This window comes from Colwellia sp. NW0002-52-1, assembly GCF_057550865.1.
Genome location: NZ_BAAJLU010000006.1, coordinates 199,116 through 211,774, shown reverse-complemented (window position 1 = coordinate 211,774; position 12,659 = coordinate 199,116). Strand labels below are relative to the sequence as shown.

Annotated in this window: 11 protein-coding genes; 10 read left to right on the top strand and 1 reads right to left on the bottom strand. The window is 37.0% G+C overall.

What is annotated here, in order from left to right:
* The first annotated feature begins 91 nt into the window (after positions 1-91).
* The 10 genes from AC27H3_RS08670 to AC27H3_RS08625 all read left to right on the top strand — a co-directional run bounded on the left by AC27H3_RS08670 (position 92) and on the right by AC27H3_RS08625 (position 11,730).
* Positions 92-700 carry an anthranilate synthase component II gene (locus AC27H3_RS08670; RefSeq protein WP_487105376.1) on the top strand — a complete coding sequence of 203 codons (609 nt, stop codon included), beginning with the start codon at positions 92-94 and terminating at the stop codon, positions 698-700.
* A gap of 76 nt (positions 701-776) precedes the next feature.
* Positions 777-1,922: an HDOD domain-containing protein gene (locus AC27H3_RS08665; RefSeq protein ID WP_487105374.1), complete on the top strand. Its 1,146-nt coding sequence runs from the start codon at positions 777-779 to the stop codon at positions 1,920-1,922.
* Positions 1,923-2,384: 462 nt separating this feature from the next.
* Positions 2,385-3,599 (top strand): aspartate aminotransferase family protein, encoded by a 1,215-nt coding sequence (locus AC27H3_RS08660; RefSeq protein ID WP_487105372.1) that lies wholly within the window; start codon positions 2,385-2,387, stop codon positions 3,597-3,599.
* A gap of 70 nt (positions 3,600-3,669) precedes the next feature.
* Positions 3,670-4,686 carry an arginine N-succinyltransferase gene (gene astA, locus AC27H3_RS08655; protein WP_487105371.1) on the top strand — a complete coding sequence of 339 codons (1,017 nt, stop codon included), beginning with the start codon at positions 3,670-3,672 and terminating at the stop codon, positions 4,684-4,686.
* Positions 4,687-4,743: 57 nt separating this feature from the next.
* Positions 4,744-6,216: a succinylglutamate-semialdehyde dehydrogenase gene (gene astD / locus AC27H3_RS08650; RefSeq protein ID WP_487105369.1), complete on the top strand. Its 1,473-nt coding sequence runs from the start codon at positions 4,744-4,746 to the stop codon at positions 6,214-6,216.
* Between the two features lie 235 nt (positions 6,217-6,451).
* Positions 6,452-7,249, top strand: a complete 798-nt coding sequence (locus AC27H3_RS08645; protein WP_487105367.1) for a 2-oxoadipate dioxygenase/decarboxylase family protein — start codon at positions 6,452-6,454, stop codon at positions 7,247-7,249.
* A gap of 143 nt (positions 7,250-7,392) precedes the next feature.
* Entirely contained in the window at positions 7,393-7,749 is a 357-nt protein-coding gene (locus AC27H3_RS08640; RefSeq protein WP_487105365.1) for a DUF3802 family protein, read from the top strand.
* A gap of 42 nt (positions 7,750-7,791) precedes the next feature.
* Positions 7,792-8,445 carry a single-stranded DNA-binding protein gene (locus tag AC27H3_RS08635; protein ID WP_487105364.1) on the top strand — a complete coding sequence of 218 codons (654 nt, stop codon included), beginning with the start codon at positions 7,792-7,794 and terminating at the stop codon, positions 8,443-8,445.
* A gap of 43 nt (positions 8,446-8,488) precedes the next feature.
* Entirely contained in the window at positions 8,489-10,615 is a 2,127-nt protein-coding gene (locus AC27H3_RS08630; protein ID WP_487105362.1) for a PQQ-dependent sugar dehydrogenase family protein, read from the top strand.
* Between the two features lie 449 nt (positions 10,616-11,064).
* Entirely contained in the window at positions 11,065-11,730 is a 666-nt protein-coding gene (locus AC27H3_RS08625; RefSeq protein ID WP_487105360.1) for a TVP38/TMEM64 family protein, read from the top strand.
* Between the two features lie 246 nt (positions 11,731-11,976).
* On the opposite strand, the gene AC27H3_RS08620 is transcribed toward AC27H3_RS08625, so the two are convergent.
* Positions 11,977-12,609 (bottom strand): DsbA family protein, encoded by a 633-nt coding sequence (locus AC27H3_RS08620; protein WP_085300944.1) that lies wholly within the window; start codon positions 12,607-12,609, stop codon positions 11,977-11,979.
* Between the last annotated feature and the right edge of the window lie 50 nt (positions 12,610-12,659).

The window sequence follows — 12,659 nt, the reverse complement described above, 5'->3', positions numbered from 1 at the left end:
AGTAGTATAAGCACCACTAAAGGTAGAATGGCTAACAATAAAAGATTAGAATAACGCCCGCGTTACGATTTACTTTTATGCAGGTGTTTTTTTGTTATTAATGATCGACAATTACGACTCTTTTACCTTTAATCTAGTGCATTATTTTCAGGCATTAGGGCAAGAGGTTAAGGTATGTCGAAATGATGAAATTAGCTTAGCTGATATTGAATCATTAGCGCCACAATATATTGTGATTTCACCTGGCCCTTGCGATCCAAATGCTGCTGGTTTATCTCTGGAAATTATCGAAAAATTTAAAGGTCGCATCGCCATATTAGGCGTTTGCTTAGGGCATCAATGTATTGCCCAACATTTCGGCGCAAAAGTCATTAAAGCAAATAAAGTAATGCACGGTAAAACCAGTTTGATTAGTCATAATGAGCAAGGTTTGTTTCATGCGTTAAAACAACCATTAACCGTTACCCGATATCATTCGTTAATTGTTGATAAAAATTCTTTACCTAATGACCTCGAAGTAACCGCTTGGATCACAGAAAATGGTCAACAACAAATCATGGCTTTACAGCACAAAACATTAGCTATCGCTAGCGTACAATTTCATCCTGAATCTGTTTTAACAGAGCAAGGGCATCAATTATTACAAAATTTTATTGACCAATACGCCAATCATATAGATGATAATATTTTAACCTCATGAAATATAACAATAGGTCGATAACCTAACTAATGTCTTGTTTATCGATGGTTCACAAATAACTAACAATGAAGTTCTGATGCATATTTTTGAAAATAACAAATTAGTCTTACCTATCTATAATCGCGTGTTAAGTCTTGCGATAAGTAAAGATTTTGCCAATCAAAAAAGCGGCAAAATCAATATGACTAAGCATCAAGACAGTGAACAGTTTAATCGCAGGCGTGAGTTATTAGCGATTGAAGAAGAAGCAAACAAAAATAAAATTATACAAGCACACGGTGAAGAACACTTTAAAACACAAGTTAAAAACAAGTTTTTTAAACGTGTTAATAACCAAGTAAATAAAGTGTTTGATAATAAAGAAAATCTCTATACCAATGTACTAAAAATTGAAGATGCTGCGCCCTCTATTATGGAAATATTAGCGGTAAAAGCAGCTAGTATTAACCGCATTACTCCTTTGGCTAAGTCACTTCCCTGGCTTTGTAATGAACTAATTAATTTAGTTAATAAGCCTCAGTATCGCAAACGTTCAGACATACAGGTAACTGAGCCAAGCTTAGCCTTAAGCTATGTAGGCTTAGATAACCTAAAGTTAGTCATGCCCACATTCATGCTAAAACACTGGTTACCTACAAGTACCTCTCCTTATCCGTTAATGAAGCGAAAATTGTGGAATGATAGTTTATCAATTGCACTGGCATCCCAACGTTTAGCCAAAGAAGAAGGGTTAGACGAATTCACTGCATTTACCGCAGGCATGCTCAGTAATTTAGGACTATTAGCCGTAACTCGCGGCTTTTTAGATGCCTATAGTGAGCTTTACACTAAAGACTTACGTGCCGCATACGACAATAAAGATAAAAAATTACATGATGTATTAGTAACACTTGATTCAGCGCCGGATTTATTACTTGAACAATTACTAGATCGCAGTAGTAAAGTAGCGGCAGATATGGTCGAGCTTATGCGCTTTGATCGCCTACAAATTACAGAGCCTTTATTCGATCTTGCTTATGCTACAGACATAAAACATATGTGCCCAATTGCAAAATTAGTCACTAAAGCCAAAGCTTATGTTGCCTTTAGAAGTTTAGCTAAAGAAGACCTTATTAGTACTGAAGAAGCAAAAATATTATTAATGGCGGGGCGCTTAACTAAAACTGACATTGGCTTGTTAAAGAAGAGTGATATAGATCATATCAAATTAATTTTTAATTAACCTTACTGCTCTATTAGCGCATTATTAAAAGATCTTTTTACCAATAAATAATGTGCTCTATCCCTTATTTTGCGGTTAAATATCAAGAAATCACTCATAAAGTCACTTAAAAAGTATTAATCAGCAAATTATTTTTGATTAATTATGAAATATCATAAGTATTTACAGATCTGCTAAGCTGACATAAAACGCTAATAACTAGCCATATAGTGCAAAAAAAACGCAAATATAGTTATGCAATAAAAATGAATAAAAACGGAGAGGCCTTTATTTTATAAGGGCTTCAGCGCATTCTGACAAGACAACACCTGTTTTTTCTGTCATAATCCGTGCCTATTTTTAATTTGTCGTGCATTTAATAATGCATCACTCATTAATGCATTTAGTTTTGTTAGCATTAGCTATTGCAAAACTATTAAACAATTATTGATTACAATATCCTAAATATATAAGGAATTTACAATGTCTAACCACTTCCCAGTAAATCGTGAGTTATTTGATGATGTTATGGTACCAAACTATTCACCATCTGCTGTTATACCTGTGCGCGGTCAAGGTTCGCGTGTTTGGGATCAACAAGATCGTGAATTTATCGATTTTGCCGGTGGCATTGCCGTTAACTGTTTAGGACATTGTCACCCAGCTTTAGTTGGTGCATTGACTGAACAAGCGAACAAAATTTGGCATTTATCTAACGTTATGACTAACGAGCCAGCATTACGCTTAGCGAAAAAACTAACTGACAACACATTTGCTGACAAAGTTTACTTTGCTAACTCAGGTGCTGAAGCAAACGAAGGCGCATTAAAATTAGCGCGTCGTTGGGCACTAGAAAACTACGGTGCTGAAAAGTCACAAATTATCGCATTTAAGCAAGGTTTCCACGGCCGTACATTCTTTACCGTAACTGTTGGTGGTCAAGCAGCTTATTCTGATGGTTTTGGCCCTAAGCCTGGCGATATTGTACATGCAGAATATAACAACTTAGAAAGTGTAAAAGCATTAATCTCTGATAAAACTTGTGCTGTTGTTATGGAGCCATTACAAGGCGAAGGCGGCATTGTTTCACCTACTGACGAATTTGCTAAAGGCGTACGTGAGCTATGTAACGAGCACAACGCATTATTAGTTTTCGATGAAGTTCAAACTGGTGTTGGCCGCTTAGGTGAGTTATACGCCTACATGGGCTTAGGCGTTACTCCTGACATTTTAACAACGGCAAAAGCACTTGGTGGCGGCTTCCCAATTGGCGCTATGATCACCACAACGGATATAGCTAAACACTTAAAAGTTGGCACACACGGTAGTACATACGGCGGTAACCCGCTAGCTTGTGCTGTAGCCGAAGCCGCTTTTGATACAGTAAATACACCAGAAGTATTAGACGGCGTAAAAGCCAAAGCAAAACTTTATGTAGCAGGCCTTAACGCCATCAACGCAAAATACAATGTATTTAGTGAAATTCGTGGTAAAGGTTTACTTATTGGTGCAGTACTAACCGAAGCATATCAAGGCAGAGCGAAAGACTTTTTAAATGCAGCCATGGAAGAAGGTGTAATGACACTTGTTGCCGGCGCTAACATTATTCGTTTTGCTCCTTCATTAGTTATTCCTGATGAAGACATTGCTGAAGGTTTAGCGCGTTTTGAAAAAGCTGTAGCTAAATTAACTAAGTAAGTTTCCATTATAATAGCGTTCAAATACCTGCAAATAGCCAGGTATTTGAGCGTCTCATTGAGAGTTTTCTATGATTATAATACGCCCTATTCAAAGCAGTGACTATGATGCATTGCATCGTATTGCTGTTGAGTCAGGACATGGTTTTACATCACTGCCAGTAAATGAAGAACTACTAAAAAAACGTATTTCTCACGCTGAAGTGTCTTTTAAAAGCATAGTTTCACAGCCTGGCAATGAAGGCTACCTGTTTGTTATGGAAGATACAGAAACAGGCGCGGTAGTTGGCACAAGTGGCATTGAGTCTGCTGTTGGTCTAGATGATGCATTTTATCATTACCATTTAGGTAAAGTTGTGCACAGCTCTCGTGAGCTTAATATTTACAACACTGTTGAAACATTATCCTTGTGTAATGACTACACTGGTGCCTCTGAAATTTGTACCTTATTTTTGAGCGAAACTCACCGTAAAAACCGTAACGGACGCTTTTTATCACGTTTTCGCTTTCTATTTATGGCAGAGCATACTGAACGTTTCGCAGAAACTGTTATTGCAGAAATGCGCGGTGTTTCAGACGAAAATGGCGAATCTCCTTTTTGGAAATGGTTAGAAGAGCACTTTTTCTCTCTCGATTTCCCTACGGCTGATTACCTTACAGGGATAGGTAAAAAAGAGTTTATTGCTGAATTAATGCCTAAATACCCAATTTACGTCAACTTGTTAAGTAAAGATGCGCAACGCGTGATTAACAAAGTGCACCCGAAAACAGTACCTGCTTTGAGATTACTTGAAGCAGAAGGTTTCTCGCGTCGCGGTTATGTTGATATTTTTGATGCCGGCCCTACGGTTGAAACACAAACAGCATCGGTGAAAACAGTACGTCAAAGCAAAAAGCGCCAAGTTATCATTGGTGACGTTGCAAACGACAATAACTACATCATTTGTAATGACAAAGTTGCTGATTTCAGAGCAACACAAGCGGCAATATTGCTACGAGATACCGCCAAACAGGTCGTGTTATCACAAGCGGTTGCCGATGCATTAATGGTTAAAGAAGGAGACTGGGTACGCCTAGTTTCCAATTAATCAGTCAGATAACTCATTACTAAACTCATGAGCGAAATACGCACAGAGGAAATAAGCATGTCACACAATATACAATTGATTAATGGTCAATGGACAGCAGGTTTAGGCCATGAAATTTTTTCAAAAAACCCAGCTAAAAACGAAGTAGTTTGGCAAGGTAATACAGCTTCTCCAGCACAAGTTGGTGAAGCCGTTATGTCTGCACGCGCTGCTTTTGAAGCTTGGTCAAATACGCCTATTGAAGCGCGTATTGCTATTGCCGTTAAATTCGCAGAATTATTAACTGAGCACAAAGAAGCTTTTGCTACTACTATTGCACTTGAAACCGGCAAACCACTTTGGGAAACCCGTACAGAAGTAGGCGCTATGATAGGCAAAATTGCCATATCTGTGCGCGCTAACGAAGAGCGTACTGGTACCATTGAAAACCCTATGCCAGGTGCAAAAGCCTTTATTCGTCATAAGCCTCATGGTGTTGTAGCGGTATACGGTCCTTATAACTTCCCTGGTCATTTACCAAACGGTCATATTGTACCGGCACTTATTGCGGGTAATACCGTGGTATTTAAGCCGAGTGAATTAACCCCGATGGTTGCTGAAGAAACCTTAAAACTATGGCTAAAAGCAGGCCTTCCTGCTGGCGTTATTAACATGGTACAAGGTGAAGTTGAAACAGGTAAAGCATTAGCAAACCATCCACAAATCGACGGTTTATTCTTTACGGGTAGTTCAACGACTGGTCATTTCTTACATGAGCAGTTTGGTGGTCAACCGGGTAAAATATTAGCGCTTGAAATGGGCGGTAACAACCCATTAGTAGTAAAAGATGTTAGCGATATAGATGCCGTAGTACACGACATTTTACAATCTGCATTTATTACTACTGGTCAACGTTGTACTTGTGCTCGTCGTTTATTTATTGAAGCCGGCCCACAGGGTGATGCTATATTAGCTAAGTTAGTTGCTAGCACTGAAGCAATTAAAATTGGTTATTTTGATGATGAAGAACAACCATTTATCGGCTCAATGATTTCTGAGAAAGCCGCTTTAGGTTTAGTTGCGGCACAACAACAATTACTTGACCTTGGCGCTGAATCAATCGTTATGATGAAGCACCTTGAAACAGGCACAGGCTTCATCTCACCGGGTATTGTTGATGTTACCAACATCACTGAAATGCCGGATGACGAGCACTTTGGTCCATTATTAAAAGTTTACCGTTATACTGATTTCGATGCGGCAATTGATGAAGCAAATAACACATCATTTGGTTTATCTGCGGGCTTATTAAGTGACAGTGAAGACTTATATAATCACTTCTTCCGTCGCATTCGCGCTGGCATTGTAAACTGGAATAAGCCAATTACTGGTGCCAGCAGTGCAGCACCGTTTGGTGGCATTGGTGCTAGTGGTAACCACAGAGCAAGCGCATTTTATGCCGCTGATTACTGTGCCTACCCAGTAGCATCAGTTGAAGCTGAAAAAGTATCATTACCTGCTGCGTTAAGCCCTGGTTTAACTATCAAGTAATCAGTACAAACGCGCCGAAATGAAACATTACTGCCCATTAAAAAAAGCTGGGATCCGTCCCAGCTTTTTTAAAAATATCGACCAAATATAGCCACCCATTCTGAGTGGTTGTTCAACGTTCTTTGCTTAAAATTTCTTCAATGTACTATTGAAAGATTAACTCAATAACCACATATACCACTCAGTAAATTTGAGATATTGACACTAATTTTATTTAAGTATTTAGGAAATTAACATGACACCGGTTAAAGATTTATTTAACAACATATGGCAAAACTATCTGGAAGTTACTCCTTCAGCAGATAAAGTACACCAACTTTTAAGCAACGGTGAAGAACTCATCAATGATCATGTTGCTTACCGCACGTTTAATATTGCGAAAGTTAATATCGAAAAAATTTCAGCACACTTACTTAACTTAGGTTACAAAGAAGGTGGTGAATACCATTTCGAAGCTAAAAAGCTTTATGCAAAACACTTTGAGCATACCGACACTAACCTGCCTAAAGTATTTATTAGTGAATTGTTAGTGGAAGAGTTTTCACCTCGCGTTCAAGAAATTATCGAAAAAATGGTCGCAGGCATAGAAGAAGCTGCCATTAATGCAGAAAGCTTTTTATACTCAGGTACACACTGGCAAGTTAGCCACCAAGAATACTTAGACTTACTTAGCGAAAGCGAATATGCCGCTTGGGTAGCAGCTTGGGGTTACCGTGCCAACCATTTCACAGTAAGCATTAATCACTTAGCCAACTTCGACTCTATAGAAGCTGTAAACGAAGCCGTTAAAGCTGGTGGGTTTAAGCTCAACACCACTGGTGGTGAGATCAAAGGTGATGAAGGCGTAAAATTAGAACAATCTTCTACGATGGCAGATCACGTAATGGTTGAGTTTTCAGATAAAACCGTTGCTATTCCAAGCTGTTTTTACGAATTTGCCAAACGTTACCCAATGGAAAACGGTGAACTCTACACGGGTTTTGTTGCCGCATCTGCTGACAAGATATTTGAAAGTACCAACACTGCTGCATAATGGCTTAATTACCAAGGGCACTTATACTTTCCTAGTAATAGGTGCCAATTTTCATTAACCTATACTGATATATTATTTTTAATGCATAGACATTTTTCAATTTTGTATTAATGAACAACATTAAAGTACCGTAAGAATAAAGCATGAAAGAAACAACAATGATAACCCATACAGATGGTTACATTCATATAATTGAATATTTAACTGCCCATTTAAGCTTATTTGAAAACAGTTCAACTATTAATAATACTGGTGATACAGTGTTAGAAGTTATTGAACAGGAAATGAGCGAACAGATTATGGCTTTATGCAGCCAAAACGAAAGCTTAACTTTTGAACAACGTAATACCATTATTCGAGAAATTGATGTTATAGTTTATGACTTGCAAGAGATTTTGTCTGGTGTGGTCAATAGCCCAGTATCTGCTCAGCAATCAGCTTTTATCAAAGAATTTGCAATTTTAATTAAAAATTTATTTGATACTGAAATTAATCAATAGCATAAACTGTCGACCAATTAACCCCTTTATCATAAGTAACCTATGTTAACTGAATTACCTCAAAACCATTTATGCACCGTAACGTTATTAGGCAACTTAGTAAACAAGCCTGACATTCGCTATCAGGCTAATCCAGTGATTGCTTTCGCTGAGTTCACACTAGCAACACATAGTCGTTGGTTTGATAAAACCAGTAATAAATTCAAGGAATGGACAAGTTATCATACGGTCAAAGTTATAGGTGATATTGTTGAACGTGCACTTATATTTGCCGAAAAAGGTGACATTATTTTAGTACAAGGCTATTTAATTAATAGTAAAAAAAATAATCGTGAAATCATCCACGCGAGTTACGCCCAAACCTTCCCAAAAGGTTACGCTCAATCTATTAACCAAATTCATTACTCAGGTAAAATAACCTCAGAGATAAATGTACTAACCACCGAGCATAACAAAGAGTTAACAGAAATAACTGTTGAGTCTGAGCAGCAAATTTTTTCTCTTATTACTCACAAGTATCACCTGGTTAAAATACAGCGACCGATACACGTTTGGGGTAAACAAGCACTCTACCTTGCCGAGCATGGAAAAATAAATGATCAAATAATAGTTGACGGGAAATTAAGCTATCTTAATAATAAGAATAAAAACCAATTCATAGATGCTCAACAAGCTGTTTTAATAAGCAAAAATTAAACCATAGCTGCCTATGATAAATCATCAAAGGAAGTAATATTTAATGCATAAAGGAAGTTGCTTTAATCGTTGTAAATTAAGATTAGTTTTTATCATACTAACCGTTATTAATTTCACGGTGTATGCTCAAGCTTCAGCAGTAAATGAACTCGAGTTATCTGCAATTGCAAGCCTTGATAATGCGGCATTAGACAACGACCAGTGGCAAACAATATTACCTGTTCTAGGTGACGAAGATCATTACTTTATTGCATCACGAGCTGGAAAAATATATCAATTACATAATAACAAAGTATCTTCCACTGCCTTTTTCGATCTGAAATTAGCACTAAAAAATCCTGATATTATTACGTTAACTGCAATTACCTTAGACCCAAACTTCCATTATCGTGACAAAGACGGTTATCACATTTTTTATACCGCTCATACTGAAAAAATTAATAGTTCATCTCCAAAATTATCCCCTGTTAATACTGAAGTTAAACCACTTTACGATACTGTTGTAACGCGGTGGAAAGTTACAAATCTTCAGCATTCAACTCCTCAAGTAAGTTTACAAAATGAAGTGCTGCGTATTGCAATTATGCAAGTTGATGAGGCCATTCAGCAACTCAGTTTTAATCCGTATATTGAGCCTTGGCATGATGATTTTGGTTTGCTATTTATAGCGCTTGCACGTAACGAGACTTTAAAAAATGAAGCCCTTTATGCTGGTGCTATATTACGCATAAAACCTGAAAAGTATGGTTTACAAAATTATACCATCCCCGTAGATAATCCTTTTACAAAAGTAGCTGATATACAGAATGAAATTATTTTCATTGCCGGACAAAAAACTCAGCATTTCGACTGGATAAAACAAAGTACCTATAGCCTGCTGGTGCAGTATAACCAAACAGATAGTAAGGTGCTTATTGAAGCAAAAATAGGTGATGATTGGCGCGAAGCTGTTCCTGATAATCAAATTAAAAAACGCTTACTTAAGGCAGGTAAAAAGCACAAAACCTTAGTTTACCAAGGCCGAGATTTAAAAAGTTTATGGGGAAAAGTATTACATTTACAAGAGAATGAAAATGAATGGCAACTCAACGCTTTAACCATTAACTCAGTCAACGATGACAGTACACCTAGCAGAAATATTTCGCATAAACTGATCAACCATAATACCAAGGTCCAGTCACAATTTAGTTTACATCAAAAACATAATGGCGAGTTATTATTGCTTGAGCATAGTCAGCAACGTTTATATGCAATTAAAAAACCGACTGCGGTGCTAACTAATGTTATTGAAAAACAAGACTTAACAACCGACTCAACTAAACCTAACTTATTGTGGATAACATTTTGTTTTGTGCTTATTTTAATAGGTATTATTTGGTATTTCAGAAACAAGCAGGCTCAGAAACAAAGCTTTTTTCAGCGTCAATGGGCAAACTTTGAAGTCAATCTGCAAACTCAGTCTGTATCACTTTATAAGCGACACAATAAAACCCCTGAAATAAGTATCAATATATCGTCTCTTGTTGGTAGTGAAATATTATTAAACGATGAAGTTATCTCAACGGTGAGTGCGAATGAAGATCAGCCTTTCTCTAACGAGCTAGAAGATTTAGTCTTAGCCACTTTTGGTAATGAACATCGCATAAAAATGATGAATGACAAGCACAGGAAAATACAGCTGTGCTTGAGCGATGAACATAAGCAAAAGTACATGATCTGCCTTTATTATCGAGTGGGGAATATTCGCCATACTAAGTTAAAATATCAACAAATAATTGATAAAGCTATCGACTGGCAATGGCTTTTTTCAGAACTTAAAAATCCAACTGCAACCACAAAACGAAAAATAAAAGCTAAGCCAGTTATTAAAAAAACAACTACCCCTAATAATAAAGCGACAACTTCAAGTACTCCTGAGCCTGAGTTTTTTGAAGACAACTCAACCATGGTAACTCAAAACAACAATGATTTTATCGAGCCAAGCACCATCAATACAGCAACAGAAACTAGCAACAATGCAATTGATGACAATGAAGCTAGTGATACTAGTGATACCAATAGTTCACTTGTTGCGGATCTAGACAAACTCGTTATGATGAAAAAACAAGGTTATTTAAATGAAGTGGAATTTAATGCAGCGAAGGCCAAAATTTTACAAAAATTTAGCTAATAATTAAACTAGTTTCATTTAGCTGGGCCCAGTAACAATATCTGTTTTAGTTTTGCAATCACGCTAGCCTTAAATAATAAACCTGAACTCTGGATAATGAGTGCTTGAAACTCAAGTGAACCAAAAGCTTAGGTAATAAAGTAAATGCTATAGCCAGGTGAACATCACGAATAGACATCATCAATGCTTCATTTTATGCCATTTTTAAGGCAAAACGTTTATGAATAGCGCGCTATTTATCGACGTTTTAACGCAGAAAATGGCTTAAAAGGGAGCATTGAGCAAGTGCTGCTTATCCAGAGTTCAGGTTAATTAAGTTTGTCTAACATACGACACTATTTACAGCTATAATTTCAGTGTATTTTCCATCACAAATAACCACATTGTATGTGCAGAGTTTTACTGTATTTACGGGTGGGCAACGATATTTAAAATGATTAAGATTACGTGTGATTAATAATAACTCTGCCGCCAAATTAACCTTGTTCGCCACAATTTTGTCTTTATTGTTTGCTATTACTTTAGCGACAATATTTTTAGGTAGTTATGGCGATTATATTCAACAACATTTGAATACCCTCATACCAAAAACCTTATTTGGCGCTTTACTATTTGGCCTATTACTCGCTCCTGCAATAGCGATAGGGCTACCACGTCAAATTGCGGCATTAAGTGCCGGCTTTCTATTTGGCGCTGGCTTTGGTGTGCTATTAGCCACTACATCCGCAATCATAGGCTGCTTAATAACATTATTCTTGGCGCGAAAATTATTTCATAACCTTGTTGAGAAAAACTATCCTCAACCTTTAGCTAAAGTAAGTTATTTTTTTCGTCACAATACTTTTATGAAAGCCCTAATTATTCGACTAGTGCCCGCCGGCTCTAATTTCTTGACCAATGTACTTGCAGGAACCGCTAGAACACCTGTGTCGCCCTATATTTTGGGTTCCGCTCTTGGTTTTATACCGCAAATGACCATATTCTCATTAATGGGAGCAGGATTGCAGGTGAATGGTCAGCAGCAACTGATCAGCAGTGTTATACTTTTTGGCATCGCGCTCTTGCTAAGTGCTTACCTATATCGCAAAAATCACCACAACTTACCTTTGCAATAGTCACTTTGGCTGTTTTATATAAAAGGAAGGTTTAGCCCTGATTAATTGAGAATCTCCTCGCAATTAACTCATCATTATAAACACAGCAAATAGCACTAAGCTTTTAACTTTTAACTTTTAACTTTTAAGTGCTTAGCGATTAGGTGTTTATAATTAGATTTTTATCATTATGTGTTTAGGCAATAAGTGTTCTGGCAATAAAAAAGAGGCCGTAGCCTCTTGTTCATATCACCTGAGTAATCTTATTTATTTTAGCGTTAATAAGTAATTTACTAGGTTAATGTAATCTTGCTCAAAGTTATTGCGGTCTAAGCCTTGTGCATCAACACGGTATTTACCGTTAACAATTACTGCTGGCACGCCTTTTAAAGCACCTTTGCTGGCAAAGTAATTCTGTTGCTTCTTCATAGCTTTCGCTTTACTTACCATACCAAAGCTTTTCATCAACTTATCGAATTTTTCGCCATCGGCACCATTTAGAACGAAAACATTACGAATATCTTTTTCTGATGTAAATACCGCTTTTTGAATATGTATATAATTGAACATTGCGCCAATTACTTTTTTCTCTACACCCATTTGATGCGCAACAACAACAGCTTTAGTTAACATGCCTTGCACTTTAGGAGAAGCAGCACGTAGAAAGTCAACGTGGTTCATTACGAACTTAGTATCTTCTGGAATAGAGGTTTTTAACTTCGCCATAAATGGTTCAAATTGAAAACAATGAGGACAATAAAATGAGAAAAACTCGCGTACTTCTGGCTTAGCGGTAATTTCTTCATTAACTTTAGTGTAATGCTCGCCTTCAGTATAATTTGCTGCGAATGCGAATACTGGTAACAACATTAAAGCGAATACGCTCACTAACTTTTTCATAAAAATATACTTCCTAATCATTAAAAAATAAAAATAACATGGCTAGACTG

Excerpts from the sequence above, each read along its gene's own strand:
- AC27H3_RS08665 (WP_487105374.1), top strand. The coding sequence starts at position 777 with ATGCATATTTTTGAAAATAACAAATTAGTCTTACCTATCTATAATCGC.
- AC27H3_RS08660 (WP_487105372.1), top strand. The coding sequence starts at position 2,385 with ATGTCTAACCACTTCCCAGTAAATCGTGAGTTATTTGATGATGTTATG.
- astA (WP_487105371.1), top strand. The coding sequence starts at position 3,670 with ATGATTATAATACGCCCTATTCAAAGCAGTGACTATGATGCATTGCAT.
- astD (WP_487105369.1), top strand. The coding sequence starts at position 4,744 with ATGTCACACAATATACAATTGATTAATGGTCAATGGACAGCAGGTTTA.
- AC27H3_RS08645 (WP_487105367.1), top strand. The coding sequence starts at position 6,452 with ATGACACCGGTTAAAGATTTATTTAACAACATATGGCAAAACTATCTG.
- AC27H3_RS08640 (WP_487105365.1), top strand. The coding sequence starts at position 7,393 with ATGAAAGAAACAACAATGATAACCCATACAGATGGTTACATTCATATA.
- AC27H3_RS08635 (WP_487105364.1), top strand. The coding sequence starts at position 7,792 with ATGTTAACTGAATTACCTCAAAACCATTTATGCACCGTAACGTTATTA.
- AC27H3_RS08630 (WP_487105362.1), top strand. The coding sequence starts at position 8,489 with ATGCATAAAGGAAGTTGCTTTAATCGTTGTAAATTAAGATTAGTTTTT.
- AC27H3_RS08620 (WP_085300944.1), bottom strand. The coding sequence starts at position 12,609 with ATGAAAAAGTTAGTGAGCGTATTCGCTTTAATGTTGTTACCAGTATTC.